17 protein-coding genes are annotated in these 19,041 nt (G+C 46.0%); 13 read left to right on the top strand and 4 right to left on the bottom strand.

Features of this window, described 5'->3' with window-relative positions; all coding sequences use genetic code 11:
* Nucleotides 1-8 precede the first annotated feature (8 nt).
* The 7 genes from C1N53_RS00335 (at nucleotide 9) to C1N53_RS00305 (ending at nucleotide 6,863) form a co-directional block, all read left to right on the top strand.
* A complete protein-coding gene (locus C1N53_RS00335; RefSeq protein WP_137757441.1) occupies nucleotides 9-563 on the top strand; it encodes a DUF4468 domain-containing protein in 555 nt (184 codons plus the stop codon).
* 220 nt (nucleotides 564-783) lie between these two features.
* Nucleotides 784-1,809, top strand: a complete 1,026-nt coding sequence (lpxD, locus tag C1N53_RS00330) for a UDP-3-O-(3-hydroxymyristoyl)glucosamine N-acyltransferase (RefSeq protein ID WP_137757440.1) — start codon at nucleotides 784-786, stop codon at nucleotides 1,807-1,809.
* 178 nt (nucleotides 1,810-1,987) lie between these two features.
* Nucleotides 1,988-3,382: a bifunctional UDP-3-O-[3-hydroxymyristoyl] N-acetylglucosamine deacetylase/3-hydroxyacyl-ACP dehydratase gene (locus C1N53_RS00325; RefSeq protein WP_137757439.1), complete on the top strand. Its 1,395-nt coding sequence runs from the start codon at nucleotides 1,988-1,990 to the stop codon at nucleotides 3,380-3,382.
* Entirely contained in the window at nucleotides 3,379-4,170 is a 792-nt protein-coding gene (gene lpxA / locus C1N53_RS00320) for an acyl-ACP--UDP-N-acetylglucosamine O-acyltransferase (protein WP_137757438.1), read from the top strand. The genes C1N53_RS00325 and lpxA overlap by 4 nt, the downstream gene beginning before the upstream one ends.
* Nucleotides 4,160-4,792 (top strand): ABC transporter ATP-binding protein, encoded by a 633-nt coding sequence (locus tag C1N53_RS00315; RefSeq protein WP_137757437.1) that lies wholly within the window; start codon nucleotides 4,160-4,162, stop codon nucleotides 4,790-4,792. The genes lpxA and C1N53_RS00315 overlap by 11 nt, the downstream gene beginning before the upstream one ends.
* Before the next feature lie 286 nt (nucleotides 4,793-5,078).
* Nucleotides 5,079-5,786: a YebC/PmpR family DNA-binding transcriptional regulator gene (locus C1N53_RS00310; protein ID WP_137757436.1), complete on the top strand. Its 708-nt coding sequence runs from the start codon at nucleotides 5,079-5,081 to the stop codon at nucleotides 5,784-5,786.
* Between the two features lie 111 nt (nucleotides 5,787-5,897).
* On the top strand, nucleotides 5,898-6,863 hold the full coding sequence (locus C1N53_RS00305; RefSeq protein ID WP_137757435.1) for a calcium/sodium antiporter: 966 nt from the start codon (nucleotides 5,898-5,900) through the stop codon (nucleotides 6,861-6,863).
* A 194-nt stretch (nucleotides 6,864-7,057) separates the two neighbouring features.
* Here C1N53_RS00305 and C1N53_RS00300 read toward each other — a convergent pair whose 3' ends face one another.
* A complete protein-coding gene (locus C1N53_RS00300; RefSeq protein ID WP_137757434.1) occupies nucleotides 7,058-8,338 on the bottom strand; it encodes an erythromycin esterase family protein in 1,281 nt (426 codons plus the stop codon).
* Between the two features lie 143 nt (nucleotides 8,339-8,481).
* Nucleotides 8,482-9,210 carry a DUF4197 domain-containing protein gene (locus tag C1N53_RS00295; protein ID WP_137757433.1) on the bottom strand — a complete coding sequence of 243 codons (729 nt, stop codon included), beginning with the start codon at nucleotides 9,208-9,210 and terminating at the stop codon, nucleotides 8,482-8,484.
* Nucleotides 9,211-9,439: 229 nt separating this feature from the next.
* Between C1N53_RS00295 and C1N53_RS00290 the strand changes: the two genes are divergently transcribed.
* The 4 genes from C1N53_RS00290 to C1N53_RS00275 all read left to right on the top strand — a co-directional run bounded on the left by C1N53_RS00290 (nucleotide 9,440) and on the right by C1N53_RS00275 (nucleotide 13,876).
* A complete protein-coding gene (locus tag C1N53_RS00290) occupies nucleotides 9,440-10,699 on the top strand; it encodes a competence/damage-inducible protein A (protein ID WP_137757432.1) in 1,260 nt (419 codons plus the stop codon).
* A gap of 160 nt (nucleotides 10,700-10,859) precedes the next feature.
* Nucleotides 10,860-12,239 (top strand): dihydrolipoamide acetyltransferase family protein, encoded by a 1,380-nt coding sequence (locus C1N53_RS00285; protein WP_137757431.1) that lies wholly within the window; start codon nucleotides 10,860-10,862, stop codon nucleotides 12,237-12,239.
* Nucleotides 12,240-12,620: 381 nt separating this feature from the next.
* Complete coding sequence (locus C1N53_RS00280; RefSeq protein WP_137757430.1) at nucleotides 12,621-13,136, top strand: hypothetical protein; 516 nt, start codon at nucleotides 12,621-12,623, stop codon at nucleotides 13,134-13,136.
* Between the two features lie 146 nt (nucleotides 13,137-13,282).
* The gene (locus C1N53_RS00275) at nucleotides 13,283-13,876 is read left to right on the top strand and encodes a hypothetical protein (RefSeq protein ID WP_137757429.1); all 594 of its coding nucleotides are present in this window, start codon (nucleotides 13,283-13,285) and stop codon (nucleotides 13,874-13,876) included.
* Between the two features lie 356 nt (nucleotides 13,877-14,232).
* Here the strand turns inward: C1N53_RS00275 and C1N53_RS00270 are convergent, their stop codons facing one another.
* Both C1N53_RS00270 and C1N53_RS00265 read right to left on the bottom strand, forming a co-directional pair.
* Complete coding sequence (locus C1N53_RS00270) at nucleotides 14,233-16,869, bottom strand: valine--tRNA ligase (protein WP_137757428.1); 2,637 nt, start codon at nucleotides 16,867-16,869, stop codon at nucleotides 14,233-14,235.
* A gap of 251 nt (nucleotides 16,870-17,120) precedes the next feature.
* Nucleotides 17,121-17,471, bottom strand: coding sequence for a 4Fe-4S binding protein (locus tag C1N53_RS00265; protein ID WP_137757427.1), 351 nt, complete (start codon nucleotides 17,469-17,471; stop codon nucleotides 17,121-17,123).
* A 112-nt stretch (nucleotides 17,472-17,583) separates the two neighbouring features.
* Between C1N53_RS00265 and C1N53_RS00260 the strand changes: the two genes are divergently transcribed.
* Nucleotides 17,584-18,594, top strand: coding sequence for an acyl-CoA reductase (locus tag C1N53_RS00260; protein ID WP_137757426.1), 1,011 nt, complete (start codon nucleotides 17,584-17,586; stop codon nucleotides 18,592-18,594).
* A gap of 79 nt (nucleotides 18,595-18,673) precedes the next feature.
* Nucleotides 18,674-18,973: a hypothetical protein gene (locus C1N53_RS00255; protein WP_137757425.1), complete on the top strand. Its 300-nt coding sequence runs from the start codon at nucleotides 18,674-18,676 to the stop codon at nucleotides 18,971-18,973.
* Nucleotides 18,974-19,041: the final 68 nt, after the last annotated feature.

Genomic DNA, 19,041 nt, shown 5'->3' with positions numbered 1-19,041 from the left:
CAGCCACTATGAAAAGATTCATACTAATAGCATTCGTTGCCCTGACAGGCTTATCAGCAACAGCACAGAAAGCTGATAAATGCCCCGATTGCAGCACCATGCCTGTGTTAAGCTATGACACAAACGCTAAAATTACTTACAAGCGAGAAATAAAATCTCCGGGTATGTCTTCTGAGCAACTTTATGATATTGCCCGCACTTGGTACGCTATTAACCTGCAAGCTGAATCTAAAGGCTTATCATACGCTGAGGATGTAAACAAAACAAAGTTTGTATCGAAAGGCACCACAGACATAGATGTATGTAAGCTCGACTTTACCATGAGCTTCGCCTTTGAAGAGGGCAAAATGCTGGTTGAAGTTACAGGCATTAAACTGTACGACCAGGACGCAGAAGTAAACCTGGAGTATTTTGTAAACTACATTAATAACAAGCCTAAAAAGCGCTCTTTAAACGACAGGTGCAAACTGGTGAATAAAACCGACGAAACCATCTCCCAGCTATTTACCAGCTTAGAAAGCGAGATGGTACACAGCATCGCCATAGGCAGTATCAAAAAATAAAAAGACATTAGCAGATTTCTGTTCGTATTCTTTCAGCTAAGTATGTAAATAGCCTGATGATGTTTCTAAAACAATTCAGGCTATTTTTTATTTTTATCCCCTCCCCCGGGCTATCATCTGCCGGCTCAAATTTCTATTTAATAGCAGCTAAAAGAAGTTTTTAGTAAGTTTGCCCTCCCAAAGTAGTAGCAGATTTGATTTTTGGCTCTAATTTTACATTATGGAATTTACTGTTCAACAGATTGCTGACTTGTTGCAAGGAAAAATAGAGGGAGACAACGCAGTAAAAGTAAGCACTTTAGCAAAGATTGAAGAAGCACAGGCCGGCGCACTGGCCTTTCTGTCAAATGCTAAGTATGAGCCATACCTTTATAGCACTGGTGCAAGCGCAGTTATTGTATCAGAAACATTAGAGCTAAAAAAGCCTGTTACCGCCACTCTTATCAGGGTTCAGGATCCTTATTCCAGTTTTTCAACGTTGCTGTCTTACTACCAAAGCGCTCTTCTGGCGTCTAAAACCGGCACCGAAGAACCTTGCTTTATAGGCAGCAACAGCTCAATAGGCGAAAACCACTACCGTGGCGCTTTCTCTTATATCGGCAACAACTGTAAAATAGGCGATAATGTACGCATTTTCCCACAGGTATACATTGGCGATAACGTTCAGATTGGCGACAATTCTACTATCCTGGCCGGAGCCAAACTGTATGCCGGCACAGTGGTAGGTCGCAACTGTACCATCCATGCCGGCGCAGTTATCGGCAGCGATGGCTTCGGCTTTGCCCCACAGCCCGACGGCAGCTATAAAACAATACCCCAGATCGGCAATGTAGTGCTGGAAGACGATGTTTCTGTAGGCGCCAATACAACGATTGACTGCGCCACCATGGGCGCTACCATCATCCGCCAGGGCACCAAAATTGATAACCTGGTGCAGATTGCCCATAACGTAGAAGTAGGGAAGCATACGGTTATAGCCGCTCAGACCGGAGTTTCAGGCTCTACTAAAATCGGCAACTACTGTGTGCTGGCAGGCCAGGTGGGTGTTGTAGGCCATATCTCTATCGCCGATAAAACAACCATAGGTGCGCAATCGGGTGTATCCAAATCAGTTAAAGAAACGGGTACCATTATCCAGGGTTCACCGGCATTCGACTATAAGCAAAACCTGAGGGCTTTAACCGTATTTAGAAAACTTCCTGAGCTTCAGCGAGAAATAGAAGAACTTAAAGAAGGAAAAAAATAACAGTAATTCTTTCTGCGTCACGCATTTCTTTTAAAATAAAATGGCAAGCCCAAAGATTATATTTAAGTTTGCATTCCTAAGCATGAGGAAGCAAAAATCATAACATAGAGTGAAGCATGAGCACCCACCCTATGCTTGCCTTCAAAACCAAGAACTTAACATTACTACTGATACATTAATGAACCAAAAGCAACATACCATAAAGGCTCCGGTTACGGTTTCGGGCATCGGTCTACATACAGGCGTTGTATCGAACATGACCTTTAAACCTGCTCCTGCTAATCACTGGTATAAGTTTCAGCGTATCGACTTACCAGGTCAGCCTATTGTAAATGTCGATGTAGATAATGTGGTAGATCTATCGCGAGGCACTTCTATTGAACAGAACGGCGCCCGTGTAAACACAGTAGAGCACACCTTAGCTGCACTGGTAGGTTTACAGATAGATAACGTGCTGATTGAATTAGACGGCCCGGAACCTCCGATTATGGATGGCTCGGCTATCGAATTTGTGAAAGCGCTTTTAGAAGTTGGCATACAGGAACAGAACGCACTGCGCAACTATTTCGAAATACCGAGAGGTGTTTCCTACAAAGATGAAAAAAGAGAGGTAGAGATCGTTGGCCTTCCTTTAGACGACTATCGCCTGACAGTGATGGTGGATTACAATTCTCCGACATTAGGCAGCCAGCATGCTTCTATTACCCAGTTCAACCAGTTTGAAGAAGAAATAGCTCCCTGCCGTACCTTCTGCTTTCTGCACGAACTGGAAGCACTTTTCAAGCAAAACCTTATAAAAGGCGGCGACCTGGACAATGCCATCGTAATTGTAGACCGCATTGTGCAGGAGGATGAGCTTTCGTACCTCTCGGAACTGCTAAACAAACCAAAGGTAGAAGTTAAAGAAGAAGGCATTCTGAACAATACAGAACTTCGCTTCAAAAACGAGCCTGCCCGCCACAAGTTGCTGGACCTGCTAGGCGACCTGGCCCTGATCGGGCGCCCTATCAAAGGCCAGATACTGGCCGCCCGCCCGGGACATGCCGCCAATATCGGCTTTGCAAAAAGAGTTAAAAAGCTTATACAGGAAGCAAGCATAAAGGCTGTACCAACATACGACCCCAAAAAGCCTCCTGTTATGGATATCAACCAGATAGCTGCTACTTTACCGCACCGCTATCCATTCCTGCTGATCGATAAAATCATTCATTTAGACGAAACAACGGTTACAGGCGTTAAGAACGTAACCATGAATGAACCGTTCTTCCAGGGGCACTTTCCTGGCAACCCTGTGCTGCCAGGGGTGATCCAGATAGAAGCCATGGCGCAGACAGGTGGTATTCTGGTGTTAAATACTGTAGAAAACCCTGAAGATTACTGGACTTATTTTCTGGGAATAGACAAGTGTCGCTTTAAGCGTAAGGTTCTTCCCGGCGACACTATAATTTTTAAATGTGAATTGCTGGCTCCCATTAAACGTGGTATAGCTAAAATGTCTGGTCAGGCCTTTGTAGGAGGCCAACTGGTAATGGAAGCAGAAATGTCGGCAAGTATAGTAAAAAAAGACGCATGAACCAGCCATTAGCTTACATCCACCCGGAGGCAAAAATTGCCCAGAATGTTGTAGTTGAACCATTTGTTACCATTCATAAAAATGTAGAGATCGGAGAAGGTACCTGGATCGGTTCCAATGCCGTGATTATGGAAGGTGCCCGGATCGGCAAGAACTGCAAGATTTTCCCGGGTGCTGTAGTTTCATCTGTACCACAAGATCTTAAGTTTGCCGGAGAGGTTACCACCACTCATATCGGCGATAATACTGTTATCAGGGAGTTTGTTACCGTTAGCCGTGGTACAATCGATAAAATGAAAACAGTGATAGGCAGCAACTGCCTGATTATGGCTTATGCACACGTAGCGCACGATTGTATTGTAGGCGATTATTGCATTATTGGCAACGCGGTACAAATGGCCGGCCACGTAGAGGTAGGCGACCATGCCATTATCAGCGCGACCAGTGCGGTACACCAGTTTGTAAAAGTAGGTACGCACGCCTTTATCTCCGGAGGTTCTAAAGTTTTAAAAGATGTGCCTCCTTATGTAAAAGCGGCACGGGAGCCTCTTTCGTATGCAGGCATTAATTCTGTTGGCCTACGCCGCAGAGGCTTTATCAGTGAGCAGATTAATGAGATACAACAGCTGTATCGTATTCTGTTTATGAGCGGCCTGAACAATACGCAGGCATTAGATAAAATCGACATCGAACTTACACCGAGCAAAGAACGCGATGAAGTAACCAACTTCCTGCGCAACTCTGGCCGCGGCATTATCAAGAGCTATTTTTCCAAAGATGCGGATTAACCTATCCAATTTAGGTAAACGCTATAACTACGAGTGGATTTTCCGAAACCTGACCTATACCTTTGAGTCAGGCACTTCTTATGCTGTACTAGGCCATAACGGTTCCGGAAAATCTACTTTACTTACCATTATTGCCGGCTATAATTTACATAGCGAGGGGCAAATCCACTATACGTTAGCTGATACAGCTATAGCCCCGGAAAAGGCATATCAGCACCTGTCGCTTACGGCACCCTACCTGGAACTGGTGGAGGAACTATCGTTGCAGGAAATGATCGGCTTCCACACCCGCTTTAAGCCGCTGCGCAAGAACCTGTCAACCCAGAACCTGATCGAAAGGCTGGGATTGCAGAAGTCAAAGCACAAGTTTGTGAAAGATTTTTCTTCCGGCATGAAGCAACGCCTGAAGTTAGGCCTCGCTATTTATTCCGATACCCCATTACTCCTGCTCGACGAGCCTACCACAAACCTGGATCAGGAAGGCATTGCCTGGTACCAGGAGCATATCTTTCTAAACAGGGAAAACAGGCTTATCGTAGTTGGCTCCAACATTGAGCACGAGTATGGTTTCTGCGACCAGCAACTACACATCACCGACTTTCACCCGTTAGCCAGGCGCTAGATTTTAGACCTATTTGGCGTAAGCATCCGCTTGTGTCCCTGCTACGCCCTTATATGGCGCAAGCGTCCGCTTGTGTCCCTGCTACGCACTGGTCCGGCGCCCCTGCTACTAAAGCACTAGTCCGGCACAATGCTGTTGCTGTCTGTCTAAGCACAAGCGGACGCTTGCGCCAGTTTCTTTATTCGAAAAATCTTAGCTGGTATTGGAAGCTTTTGTGATCTAATTCAAAATAAACTACCATATTTCGCACAAGCTGCCTAAATTTGTAATACAAAACTAAGACACCATGGGACGAGCATTTGAATTTAGAAAAGCCCGTAAATTTAAGCGTTGGGATAAAATGTCGAAAGCTTTTACGCGCTTGGGCAAAGAGATTGCGATAGCGGTTAAAGAAGGCGGACCTAATCCTGAATCGAACGCCCGCTTACGTACGGCGATCCAGAACGCCAAAGGCGTAAACATGCCGAAAGATAAAGTGGAATCAGCTATTAAACGAGCCTCCTCTAAAGAAGAAAAAGACTACGAAGAGATCGTGTACGAAGGATACGGCCCTTATGGCATAGCTATCCTGGTAGAAACGGCAACAGATAATATTAACCGTACTGTAGCCAACATGCGTGTCTATTTTTCGCGTGGAGGCGGTGCTCTTGGAAAAACAGGTTCTCTGGATTTCCTTTTTACCCGTAAAGGCATTTTTAAAATTGCTCCGGAAGGCACCGATATCGAAGAACTGGAACTGGAGCTGATCGATTTCGGAGCTGAAGATATTTACGAACACGAAGGAGAGATTATCATTGAGACCGCCTTTACTGATTTTGGTACGATGCAGAAGGCGCTGGAGGAAAAAGGCCTGAATGTGATCAGTGCCGAACTGCAGCGAATCCCGAATACCCGCACAGAACTGACGGATGAACAGGCAGAGGAGATTGAAAACCTGATTGAACGGTTCGAAGAAGACGACGACGTTCAGGCGGTGTACCACAATATGCAGTAACCTGCTGTGAGATAAAGATAAAGGCTGCCCCAAGCTACCAAGCTGCAGGCAGCCTTTATTATTCTGGCTTCACCAGGTTGTATTATCCATCTCAATATTATCCCCTATCTCATGCTAACCTACATTCTCTTAATTGCAGGATTTATTCTTCTGATCAAAGGTGCTGATATTCTCGTAGCAGGAGCTTCCTCCATTGCCAAGAGGTATAATATCTCGGATATGGTAGTTGGTCTTACGATCGTATCTTTTGGCACTTCCCTGCCTGAACTGATCATCAACATCATGTCCAGCTTGCAGGGGCAGTCAGAGTTAGCAATAGGTAACGTGTTTGGGAGTAATGTAGCTAACCTGCTTCTCATTATCGGGTTTACAGCCATTCTGGCACCAATTCCAATCAAAAGAAACACTGTTATAACCGAAATTCCTTTTTCCCTGATTGCAACGCTACTGGTTGGCTTTTTAGCGAACGTCGTCATCTTAGGAAATGAAACCCAGTTATACATCAGCCGGTTAGACGGCTTTATCCTGCTGTTTTTCTTTATTATGTTTATGGCCTACATCTATAATGTGGCTAAAACAAACAACGATCCGGCTCACGAAGAAGATGAAAAACCCGCTATTATGCCGCTTCCAAAGTCCGTGTTATACCTGGCGGCAGGTGGAGCCGGTTTGTTTCTGGGTGGCCAATGGGTAGTAGACAGTGCCGTGGAAATTGCTCAGTCTTATGGTTTAAGCGAGTCTTTTATTGGCTTAACGGTTGTAGCCATTGGCACATCGTTGCCCGAGCTGGTCACCTCGGCTATGGCCGCTCTTCGCAAGAACACCGATATAGCGGTAGGTAATGTAATTGGTTCCAACATATTTAACCTGCTCTGGATTCTGGGCTTAAGTGCCACCATACATCCCCTTCCTTTCAATGTGGTAAGTAACTCCGATATCATTATGATGATCGTAGCCAGTACGCTTCTCATTATTGTACTTCCCATCGGAAAAAGAAACACCATCGATCGCTGGAATGGCATACTCTTTATGCTGATCTACATCGGCTACATTGTTTTCCTGATACAACGAGGTTAGGGAGGAAATGTGGAGATGTGGAAATGTGCTAATTTTTTAATGTGCTAATGTGCTACAATCTGCTGCTGACTGAGAAAACAGATTAAGTCTCTTAATAAAATTTTCCGGATGAAGCAGCAAGGCAGATTTGTCTGTACTGCTACTTCATTAAATCTTCAAATCTCCAAATTCCCACATTCCCTAATCTTCAAATTCTAATAATTCCACGGGTATAACTCCGGTTCTCTGCTGCCTCTGTTGGTGAAGTGCAGAGGGTGTACAGCTTCTGTATCCTCGAAGTAGATAAAGGCGTCGTAACGCTCCGGTATAATGGTAGGCACATAGTTGCCGTAAGCTTCCAATTTAGGATCGTAGACTACGCCTATAGCTCTATGGCCGATTCTTTTTTGCAGCTCCGCCACTTCAGCCAGGTCTTTTGAGAAGATAATCTTATCGTCGGTGCTGATCTCATGCAACAGTGCCTCCCAGCTACCTTCTCTGGCAGGCGGCACTTCCATTTTCTGCATAGGCGCCCCCCATGATTTGCCTGCAATCACTGTTCCCTGGTAGGTGCCAAAGCCAATCAGCTTCACCTGCTCATGGCCGTACTTCTCCCGGGCCAGCTGCCCGATATTATACATGCCATCATCTGCCATGTCAGTTGCGCGGGCATCGCCAATGTGGGTATTGTGTTCCCAAACGATAATCTTTGAGTCAGGCCCGTGTAGCTCCAGGAGGCGATCCAGCGTCTCCATCATATGCGCATCCCGCACATTCCAGGAACCGACTCCTCCTTTCATCATGGCACGGTAATACTTTTCGGCATTTGCGGCTACGAGGGCATTCTGTTTGGTATTAAAATCATGTTCGGCATCGCTGGAAAAGGCAGGTTGCTTCTGGATACGCTGCAACATCTCCATTACTTCTTTCTCGCAATCGGTAGGCACAAAAGCCGTGGCCTGCGCATAATACTGAGGGTCACGGTTAAAAGGCTCAAAACAGTTAATCGCATTCCGGGCAGCCTCTGCCGCATTGCCATCCCGCTGCTCCAGAAACCGCACAATCTGATCCAGCGACTCCCATAAACTATACACATCCAGCCCGTAGAAGCCGGCCTTCTCGGCTCCGTTTTTCAGGTGATTATAATCCCGAAGCCATTCTACCAAAGCAGCTACTTCCCAGTTCGCCCACATCCAGGTAGGCCAGCGCCTGTACACCTGCAGTACATCGGCAATTTTACTACCGGAGTTCTGATACCCTTTTATAAACCTGTTCACGCTATAGCACTCGGGCCAATCGCCTTCCACAGCTATACAACAAAAGCCCTTATCCTGTATAAGCCGCTTCGAGATAGCTGTACGCCAGGTATAATATTCAGAAGTTCCGTGTGAGGCTTCTCCTAACATGACAATACGCGCATCCCCTATTTCTTCTACTAAAATATCCAGGTCCTGCTCTTTGGTCAGGGTATGGTATCTGAAAGGTTTATTTTTCATAGTTCTGGTATTGAGTGCCAGGCATTTGGTTTTAAAAATTTGCTGTATTGTACTTTTATTGAGTGCTTTATGTTCCACAAAAAAGAACGCCCGCTTTACTTTATGGTAAAGCGGGCGTTCTGGTAAGTGAATGTATGTAACTACTAGGACTGATTTTCTTTAGTGAACACTCTGCGGAGCAACTCAGTGGTTCGGGCAATAGGATTTTCACGAATGTTGGCCTCCTCCTGGGCCACTAACTGAAACAAACCATCCATTGCTTTCTGGGTAGCATAATCGTCCAGGTCCGGGTTTACCTTTTGCACCAGCGGAATCTTGTTGTACTGGTTTACAATATCAGCATAGTACCGGGTAGCGTTCGTCTTCTCCAGCGATTTTACCACTATCGGATTAAACGTGTTATACAGTTGCTCCGAAGTAGTCCGCTTCAGGTATTGCGTAGCCGCATCTTTATCGCCTTTCAGAATTCCCCAGGCATCTTGTATGGTCATTTGCTTGATGGCGCTAACAAAGATAGGCACAGCGCTTTTGGCTGCATCTTCAGCTCCCCTGTTCAGGGTAAGGATAAACCGGTCCACTTCGTTTCCCAGGCCCACCTGCCTTAACGTATTTTCCACACGCTTCACATCCTCCGGAAAAGGAATCCTGATTAACGGGTTTTTATAATATCCATCTGTTTGTGAAGCCTGGTCGGCTCCTTTCTTAATGCCCACCTCCAAAGCCTGCCGTAAACCAGAGGCCACCTCTTCGCGGGTTACAGCACCGCCGGTGCCTGCTAAAACACCATCAACCGTTCGCTGCACATCGGCTACAGTACAGGCAGAAGCACCCAGTGCAAGGGCCACAAGAGAAGTATAAACCAGTTTTTTCATATTCTTCAGAACAGTTTTTATTTGAAACAGTTATATAATTTCGAATCGCGTAGCACAACTAACGTATCACGAGCAATAAAGTAAGAAACCTTTACCTATTACGGCGTCTTTGCAATTATATCATGCAAAAATACGCCAACACATCTGCCATATCTTTATTTTTAGTCGTGAAACTTGTGTCATGCTACTTGTCTCGCGAAAGCTTAAACATAAATCAGACCAAAAACATATGGAAGCGGTAAACGCAGAAATTATCACCATAGGCGATGAAATTCTTTATGGCCAGATTGTAGATACTAATTCGGCCTGGATGGGCACAGAGCTCACCAAAGTTGGCATCCGGGTAAAACAGATAACTTCTATCTCCGACAGTGCTTTGGCCATAACCACTGCCCTGGATGATGCCCGGAAAAGAGCAGATGTGATTCTGATAACCGGTGGCTTAGGCCCTACCAAAGATGATCTCACCAAGAATGTGCTTACCGCATACTTTAGAACAGAACTACAGCTAGACCAGCAATCGCTCGACGATGTGACAGCCATTTTCAGCAGGCGCAGTATAGCAGTTAGCGAACTGAACCGCCAACAGGCTTTTTTACCTGCTGCCTGCACACCTGTACGCAATGTGTTGGGTACTGCCCCGGGCATGTGGTTTGAGGAAGATGGGAAGATATTTGTATCGATGCCAGGAGTGCCTTTCGAGATGCAGCGTATGATGACAGATACGGTACTGCCCAAGCTGAAGGTATACTTTAAAACACCTGAGATTATCCATAAAGTGGTACAAACCATTGCCATTCCGGAATCTACACTGGCAGAACGCCTGGAGGCCTGGGAAGTGAGCCTGCCGCCACACATTAAACTGGCTTACCTCCCGCACCTGAACGGGGTTAGATTAAGGCTGACAGGCCAGGGCACAGATGCCAACATACTGAACGAGGAACTGGAGCAGCAGGTAACAGCATTAGTCAAACTTATTCCTGATAATATATTTGCCTTTGGAGAAATTAAGCTGGAAGAAGCGATCGGACTGCTGCTAAAAGAAAAGCAGCTAACCATTGCCACTGCCGAAAGCTGCACCGGAGGACTGCTGGCCCATAAATTTACCAGCGTGCCCGGCAGTTCTGCTTACTTTACAGGAAGTGTTGTGGCCTATCATAATGATGTTAAAGTGCAGGAGCTGCACGTAAAGCCCGAAACGTTACAACTGCATGGCGCTGTAAGTGAAGAAACAGTAAAGCAGATGGCAGAAAATGTGCGCCTCAAGTTTAAAACTGATATTGGTGTAGCTACAAGTGGCATTGCCGGCCCTGATGGCGGAACGCCGGAAAAACCTGTTGGCACCATCTGGATTGCTTATGCCGATAAAGACAAAACCATTGCCAGACTCCTAAACTACAACAAGAACAGGTTGCTCAATATAGAGTATACAGCCCTGGCAGTGCTTAACCTCATCAGGCAAAGTTTGGCTCCAACCGTTGAGGAATAGGCTAAATTCTTTAACTTTGTCCTAAAATTAGACATAAGTATCAAGACACAAGACTTCAGATCTTCTTCAGCAGACTGAAATTATTCATATTCTTGCTTTGATATTTTTATCTTGTGTCTTGTGTCTAAGATCTAACGTCTTTAAAAAAGAATAACTATATATGGCGCTTGTAGAAATGGTTATGCCCAAAATGGGCGAGAGTATCATGGAAGGTACGATTCTGAAATGGCTCAAACAAGTGGGTGACACCATTGAGCAGGACGAGTCGGTGCTGGAGGTAGCTACAGATAAAGTGGACACGGAAGTACCCGCTATTGAAGGTGGTGTACTAAAAGAAGTACTGGTAAAAGAAGGCGATGTTGTAGCGGTAGGCGCACCTATAGCCATCATCAGCACCGATGGGGAAGCTACGGGGGAAAGCCCGTCTGAAAAGCCTGCAGCTGAAGCCGCTGCTCCGCAAGTACAGGAAACAGCCGGTGCACAACCAGAAGCTGCTTCTGCTCCTGAAACTACTTCTGCTACAGCTACAGCAGCCAAATTAGATAAACCCGCAGCAGGGCGTTTCTATTCTCCGCTTGTGTTAAACATTGCCCGCGAAGAAGGCATTCCGATGCAGGAACTGGAGTATGTACCTGGTACTGGCAACGAAGGACGTGTTTCTAAAAAAGATATCCTGGCTTATGTAGAGAGCCGTAAAACTGCTCCACAACAGGCTGCACCTCAGGCTCAGCCTGCCACAGCAACGCAGGTACAGGCTGCCCCACAAGCACCGGCAGTTCAGGCATCGGTGGCGGCTGCACCTGCCGCCAAACCGGCAAGTTCCTACAGCGGGAACGCCGAGATTATCGAGATGGACCGCATGCGTAAGATGATTGCCGACCGTATGGTGGAAAGTAAGCGGATTTCGCCACACGTGACGTCTTTTGTGGAGGCCGATGTAACTAGCCTGGTGAACTGGAGAAACAAGCACAAAGATGCCTACAAGAAGCGCGAAGGCGAGAGCCTTACCTTTACACCGCTTTTCATTGATGCAATTGCCAAAGCCATCAAAGATTTCCCGATGATTAACGTGTCGGTAGACGGCAGCAACATTATCCGCCACAAAGACATTAACATTGGTATGGCCGTAGCGTTGCCAAGCGGCAACCTGATCGTGCCCAACATTAAAAATGCGGACCAATTGAACCTGAACGGGCTGGCTAAAAAGGTAAATGATCTGGCCAATCGTGCCCGCCAGAATAAACTTACCCCCGACGACCTTTCCGGCGGCACTTATACCGTGTCTAATGTCGGCTCTTTCGGCAACGTAATGGGGACACCAATTATCATGCAACCACAGGTAGCCATTATGGCAGTAGGGGCTATTAAAAAGAAACCGGCTGTTATCGAAACTCCGGAGGGTGATCTGATCGGCATCCGTCACTTCATGTTCCTGTCGCACTCCTACGACCACCGTGTAGTAGATGGTTCTTTAGGTGGTATGTTTGTGCGCAGAGTAGCTGATTACCTGGAAAATTTTGACCCGAACACAGCAATTTAAGGCTTTGCCAAATTAAAAGTCAGGAATGATGTTAAAGGGATTGACCTGTCATTGTACGACAGCTTTCTTATAAGTCAGACGTTCATCTCTATATTATTTCACAGGCCCATTTCATATGAATGAAATGGGCCTGTTTCTTTTCGGGTCAGGTAATGTAGCGGTGTTATTCAAGCAGTAACTGTACAACAGGAATAGCTCCTCGACAGCATCTGCTCACAAAGCAAAATCTTTGTAAACCTATTGCTCCGGTAACCACATCGTTCCAGTATAAAGACGCTATAGGTTAGAAATAAAATTTACATCCTGCTCCTAAACCATTAGCAGATTAACCTTGCATCTGTTATCATTGCTTTGCGTTTAGAGCATTAAAAAAACAACACTATGAGAAATATATTACCCTGGATACTTGCCGGTCTTTTCCTTTTCCTGGCATTTTACTTCTACTGGCAAAAAAACGAGGCTGAAGGTCGTTTGGCTATTGCCGATGAGAAATTAATTGAAACAGATCAGAATCTTCAGGAGCAACAGCAAGAGGCAGATTCTTTAGAAAACATGATGCTACCAGCCGATACAATGGAAATGGTACCTCCCGGCGGTGTAAACTTCGTCGACCAGATAGGGGCGCTTAGCGAAAGCGACATCCGCAGGCTGCAGGGCAGAGGACTGCGCAACCCAGAAACCGACCTGATGAACGACCTGAACCGCAAGCAGAGCCAGTTGATTCCGGCAGAGGGTAGCGTGGGTGGCACCATGGTGATCCGCGACAGCCGCATCCTGAACGACCGCTATGCCCTCGCCTACTACGAAGACGGCCACAACGGAGGTTATATGGTGCTGCGTTACGACGTAAACAATGGAAACATTAACTGGCGTGTGCTGGATAACTCCAGATTATAGCTTTTAGCACAGAATTTGAGTATAAGGTTCTAGTACACTGTCAAATTAGGAATGATAGGAAACGACGCTGCACAAAGTCAATGTTCATTCATAAAAATTAAAAAACTAAGCTGACTATGTCCTAAAGAAAGTAATTCGTTTAAACTATGCTATTATTACGCCTTATACTCCCTTTCCTGCTGTCGTTGTTCTTACTCCGGGCAGATAGTACCTTTACCTTGCTGGAAGACATTGCGAAAGACCAGCAGCTGTTAACGAATGATTTTGTTTATGTAGACGATAACACCTCTATCAATTCCACTGTAGCGTCTGTTTTAGAAGATTTGCAGTTGTTCCAGGTGGCAGGTAGCATCGGTGTAGAAGGAGCCAAACATACCAGCAATACCCAGGGGAATCATACCATTCATAAATGGGCATTTCCCGAAGGCGACATAAAAGCCATCTATCAGATAGAAAGCCAGGTGGCGCTGGACACGGTGGTAACGCAGCAGTATTTAGACGGAAAAGCACCCAAACAGCAGCGCATCATGAACAACTTCAGGTTCAGAGCCTATGCCGTGGCTACTTCCTCTGCTCCTCTTAAAATGTATTACCTCACCGAAGAAGAGCAGGGGCTGCTGGCTTATAGAATAGATCAAAAAGAAGTAAACATCGGCTACAGCAAAAAGAAAAACGGCCTTACAGACCTGTTACCTGTTTATACAGCGCAGGTAGAGCGCTTGCTGGGAAGTATGCAGTAATATAATTGCGTAGTGCCTAGCACGACTTTTTACAACTTGAGAATTTGGAGATGTGGGAATGAGGAAATTTGGAGATTTGAGAATTTGAAGATTTGAAAATTTGAAAATGTCTTTATCTCCTTATGCCGCAAGATTGCATCTTGTGGCTTTAATTGAGGCAAGTTTTCAATTTCCGTATCAAATAAGCCATTCCTGCAAGTTAAAAATTTGAAGCATAGCGGTGAATTAAAAATACTTAATCATTGTATCCCAACAAAAAGCGACTGCCCGATTTTACAGGCAGTCGCTTTTTGTTTACAAAATCAAGAGATCTTCAAATCTCCAAATTCTCAAATCTCCAAATCTCCTCACATCTCCTACAGTGATGCCAGGCTCTGCTCAATAGCATGAATCTTTGCCTCAGCATCGGCTTGCTTTTTACGCTCATTGGCGATGACCGCCTCAGGGGCACCGCTTACAAAGCGTTCGTTGCTCAGCTTTTTCTGCACGGATGTTAGGAAGCCCCTGGTATACTCCAGTTCCTTCTGCAAACGCTCACGTTCGGCTGCTACGTCTATGTTTCCTTCCATCGGAATAAAGAACTCGTCGCCTGCCTCTACAAAGCTGATGGTCCCTTCTAAGCTTTCCTGTACCAGGCTTACCTCCTCAATGTTAGCCAGCTTGCGGATCACAGGCAGGAACTGCTCATAATCGGCTCCACTCATCACTTTAATAGAAAGATGCAGTGCTTTGTTATTCGGGATATTTTTGGAGTTACGAATATTACGGATAGCACCTACGATATTCAGCACACTCTCCATTTTTCCAATAATAGCCTTATCGAACTTGTCTTTCTTAGGCCATGCCGATACAATCAGGAATTCCTTGTCCTTGCGCTCTTTCAGCTCGTGCCAGATTTCTTCTGTCAGGAATGGCATGAAAGGATGCAATACCTTCAGCACGTTCTCCAGGAAGCCAACCGTCGCATCTATCGTTTGCTTGTCGATAGGCTGCTGGTAAGCAGGCTTAATCATCTCCAGGTAATTAGAGCAGAAATCGTCCCACACCAGTTTATAAGCCGTAAGCAAGGCATCCGAAATACGGAATTTGCTGAAATGATCTTCAATCTGAATAAACGCCTCCTGGAAACGAGATTCGAACCACCGGATAGCTGTTTCATTCCGATGCGGCAGGCTCTCCTCTACTTCCCAGCCTTTTATCAGGCGGAACGCGTTCCAGATCTTATTACTGAAGTTACGCCCCTGCTCAATCAGCTTCTCATCAAAGAAGAGGTCGTTACCAGCCTGCGAACTGAATAGCATACCTGTACGCACACCATCCGCACCGTATTGGTCGATCAGGTCAAGCGGATCCGGTGAGTTACCCAGCGACTTAGACATTTTACGGCCCTGCGCATCGCGCACGATACCCGTCAGGTATACATTGCGGAAAGGCGGCTCCTTACGGAACTCATAGCCTGCCATAATCATACGTGCCACCCAGAAGAACAGGATCTCAGGTGCCGTTACCAGATCGTTTGTCGGATAATAATAAAGTATATCCTTGTTGTCAGGATCTTTAAAACCATCGAAAACAGAGATTGGCCACAGCCACGAAGAGAACCAGGTATCCAGCACGTCCTCATCCTGGCGCAGGTCATCTAACTGCAGCTGCCCATTGCCACTTTCCTTACGGGCAAGTTCCAGTGCTTCTTCTTTGGTTGTAGCTACTACAAAAGTACCGTCGGGCAGGTAATAGGCAGGTATCTGCTGCCCCCACCACAGCTGGCGCGAAATACACCAGTCGCGGATGTTATCCATCCAGGCACGGTACATGTTCTTGAACTTGGGTGGATGCAGCTTTATCTGGTCTTCCATCACAGATTCCAGGGCTGGCTTGGCCATGGCATCCATCTTGCACCACCACTGCATCGACAGGCGCGGTTCTATCACAGCCCCTGTACGCTCCGATGTCTGCAGTACGCTCTGGTACTCTTCTATTTTCACCAGTAAACCGGCTTCTTGCAGGTCTTTTACAATATTACGGCGTGCCGCAAAGCGATCCTGCCCCACATACAGCTGTGCCCGCTCATTCAGCGTTCCATCATCGTTCAGGATATCAATAATCTGCAGCTTATGCTTTTGGCCCAGTTCATAGTCGTTGAGGTCGTGTGCAGGTGTTACTTTAAGAGCACCAGTGCCAAAATCAATGGCTACATACTCATCCAGGATAACTGGAATTTCTTTGCCCAGCAATGGAATACGCACACTCTTGCCATGCAAATGGGTATAGCGCTCATCATTCGGGTTTACTGCCACGGCCACGTCGGCCATAATGGTTTCGGGGCGGGAAGTAGCTACGGTAATATAGGCAGGCTCCGCCGAAGCCTCTTCCTGTACCACCTCGTACGGCAGGTGATACATTTTCGCCATGGTATCTTTCGGAATTACCTCTTCATCTGAAAGAGCCGTTTTTCCTTGTGGGTCCCAGTTTACCATGCGCACGCCCCGGTAGATCTGGCCTTTGCGGTACAGGTCCACAAACACTTCGGTTACAGCAGCCGAAAGATCATCTTCCATGGTAAAACGAGTGCGGTCCCAGTCGCAGGAAGCACCCAGCTTTTTCAGCTGTTCCAGGATAATGCCGCCATACTTTTCTTTCCATTCCCAGGCGTAGGTCATAAACTCTTCGCGGGTCAGGTCTTTTTTCTCGATGCCCCGCTCTTTCAACATCGCCACCACCTTTGCCTCTGTGGCAATAGAAGCATGGTCGGTGCCCGGTACCCAGCAAGCTTCTTTGCCCTGCATTCTTGCCCTGCGAATAAGCACATCCTGAATCGTGTTGTTCAGCATGTGGCCCATGTGCAGCACGCCTGTTACGTTTGGCGGCGGAATGACAATGGTATAAGGCTCTTTTTTCGGGTTAGGCTTAGAACGGAAGAAGCCGCGCTGCATCCAGCTTTCGTACCACTTCTTCTCTACTTCTTTAGGGTTATATTTTGTTGAAATCGACATCGTTTACTTATAATATGATTTCCTGTTTCTACGGAAAGGGCAAAATTAGAGAATTTTCCTGATACTAATTATCTGAATCAGGATTTACCGGATTTTGAGGATATACAAGATTCATTTTTAGAACACTTGCCAGTGATAATTCATGGCATCTATCATCCTCCTCATCTTCTCCATCCTGAAGATCCTGATTCAGATAACAAAAAAGCCCGCCCCGGAGAGAGGCAGGCTTCCTGTATGTCTTTAGCTTTATCTTAGCTGGCCTGGTGTAGCCAGTCTTTCTTCGCTAATAGCTCCTCTTCTGATTCACGGTAGTCGGGGTCATCCACGCAACAATCTACCGGGCAGACAGCAGCACACTGAGGTTCCTCATGGAAACCCATACATTCTGTACATTTATCTGATACAATGTAGTAGAACTCATCTGAAATAGGAGTCTGAGGAGCATCACCAGGTATGATTTCGCCACCGTCGATCTCTACTTCAGAAAGTGCTGTACCGCCACCCCAGGTCCACTCCATACCGCCTTCATAAATAGCAGTATTAGGGCATTCCGGTTCGCAGGCGCCACAGTTAATACATTCATCAGTGATCATTATCGCCATAATCGTATCTCCTGTATATTTTTTATAATTTTGTAATTCTGGATTTATTATCGAACAAAATTAGGAACAATTAGTATCCTATCAAATAAATTTTTTACTAGAAGCATTTGCCATGACATTAGAGAACAGGATTGAGGCTTTCGTTAAACTTGGAAAACAACTGCAGGAAACGACAACAGAAGAGCGCAAGGCGATGGCATCTATTGCTTTTGCGAAGAATCCCTGGTTTACCGAAGACAATGTTTTCTCTGCCTTAAATGGCGTTATTTTAATGCTGCATGAGCAATACCTACGTGAGTGGCTTTACCCTTACCACCTTAAACAGGTTACACCCAAAAAGGTTGGGGTTGTTATGCCCGGAAATACGCCTCTGGTTGGTTTTCATGATTTTCTTTCTGTTCTGATAAGCGGGCACTACCTGCTAGCGAAGCTACATGCCGACGATGATGTATTAATGCGCCGCCTGGCCGGCATGCTTATAAACATCGAGCCAGCCTTTGCAAATCAGTTTGCTTTTGTTGATATGCTGAAAGAAGCCGACGCCATTATTGCGACAGGCTCAGACAACACGGCCCAGTCTTTTGCCTATTACTTTTCTAAAAGACCTCATCTTATCCGGAAGAACCGCACCAGCGTGGGTATTTTAACCGGACACGAAGATGAAGAGGATCTGAAAGCTTTTGGCGACGACTTTTTCGGGTACTATGGTTTAGGCTGCCGCAACATATCAAAGGTGTTTGTACCGGAAGGCTATACGTTTGACAAGCTTTTTCAGGCTAACGAAAAGCGCAAAGACGTACTGGACCACCACCGGTATCAGAACAATTACGACTACAACAAATCTATTCTGCTTGTAAACCAGGAGCCGCATTTCGACAATGGCTTTTTCCTGGTAACACCAAGCCAGCAGCTGGTTTCGCCTATTTCTGTGCTGTTTTACGAAACATTCAGTTCGTTGCCAGACCTGCGCCAGAAACTGGAGGCCGTGAAAGATCGGATTCAGTGCGTTGTTTCAGCGCATGGCTGGTTTGAAAACAGCCTCCCTTTCGGCACTACACAAATACCCATGGTATGGGACTATGCTGACAATATAGACACGTTAGAATTCTTGCAAAATTTATAATTAATGCTGGTTTAGCAGTTTTACACTTGCATTTATATAGGCATCCTCTTACATTACCTGCTTAATAACAGATACCACTATGAATGCATTAACCACACCTGCTCCCCTGGTAGAGAAAGAGGTAATTCCTTCTTTACACTTCAACTCGGAGGAAGTTCTCACTGATCCTGTTGCCCGTTCTAAAAGAATGAATGATCTGAGCCGCGCTACCACCTTAGGTAATTCGTATCATGGCAAAGTTGAAATAACGTTCCAGACAGCCGATGGAGAACGCAAAAGAGTAGCCACTACTATCTGGACAGTTGAAGACAAATTTATTACGTTAAAAGCGGGGTCATCTATTCCAATCAACGCTATTGTCGGAGTCGAATTCTTTTAAAACCATACCTATACAAAATCGGCCTGAGAATAGCTTAATGCTATTCTCAGGCCGATTTTGTATGCAGG

The organism is Pontibacter sp. SGAir0037, assembly GCF_005491705.1.
Classification (GTDB): Bacteria; Bacteroidota; Bacteroidia; order Cytophagales; family Hymenobacteraceae; genus Pontibacter.
Note: the sequence above shows the minus strand (reverse complement) of the source record. Positions and strands in the feature narration are given on the sequence as shown.

Coding starts and splice junctions, on each gene's coding strand:
- C1N53_RS00335 (WP_137757441.1), top strand. CDS start 9: ATGAAAAGATTCATACTAATAGCATTCGTTGCCCTGACAGGCTTATCA.
- lpxD (WP_137757440.1), top strand. CDS start 784: ATGGAATTTACTGTTCAACAGATTGCTGACTTGTTGCAAGGAAAAATA.
- C1N53_RS00325 (WP_137757439.1), top strand. CDS start 1,988: ATGAACCAAAAGCAACATACCATAAAGGCTCCGGTTACGGTTTCGGGC.
- lpxA (WP_137757438.1), top strand. CDS start 3,379: ATGAACCAGCCATTAGCTTACATCCACCCGGAGGCAAAAATTGCCCAG.
- C1N53_RS00315 (WP_137757437.1), top strand. CDS start 4,160: ATGCGGATTAACCTATCCAATTTAGGTAAACGCTATAACTACGAGTGG.
- C1N53_RS00310 (WP_137757436.1), top strand. CDS start 5,079: ATGGGACGAGCATTTGAATTTAGAAAAGCCCGTAAATTTAAGCGTTGG.
- C1N53_RS00305 (WP_137757435.1), top strand. CDS start 5,898: ATGCTAACCTACATTCTCTTAATTGCAGGATTTATTCTTCTGATCAAA.
- C1N53_RS00300 (WP_137757434.1), bottom strand. CDS start 8,338: ATGAAAAATAAACCTTTCAGATACCATACCCTGACCAAAGAGCAGGAC.
- C1N53_RS00295 (WP_137757433.1), bottom strand. CDS start 9,210: ATGAAAAAACTGGTTTATACTTCTCTTGTGGCCCTTGCACTGGGTGCT.
- C1N53_RS00290 (WP_137757432.1), top strand. CDS start 9,440: ATGGAAGCGGTAAACGCAGAAATTATCACCATAGGCGATGAAATTCTT.
- C1N53_RS00285 (WP_137757431.1), top strand. CDS start 10,860: ATGGCGCTTGTAGAAATGGTTATGCCCAAAATGGGCGAGAGTATCATG.
- C1N53_RS00280 (WP_137757430.1), top strand. CDS start 12,621: ATGAGAAATATATTACCCTGGATACTTGCCGGTCTTTTCCTTTTCCTG.
- C1N53_RS00275 (WP_137757429.1), top strand. CDS start 13,283: ATGCTATTATTACGCCTTATACTCCCTTTCCTGCTGTCGTTGTTCTTA.
- C1N53_RS00270 (WP_137757428.1), bottom strand. CDS start 16,869: ATGTCGATTTCAACAAAATATAACCCTAAAGAAGTAGAGAAGAAGTGG.
- C1N53_RS00265 (WP_137757427.1), bottom strand. CDS start 17,471: ATGGCGATAATGATCACTGATGAATGTATTAACTGTGGCGCCTGCGAA.
- C1N53_RS00260 (WP_137757426.1), top strand. CDS start 17,584: ATGACATTAGAGAACAGGATTGAGGCTTTCGTTAAACTTGGAAAACAA.
- C1N53_RS00255 (WP_137757425.1), top strand. CDS start 18,674: ATGAATGCATTAACCACACCTGCTCCCCTGGTAGAGAAAGAGGTAATT.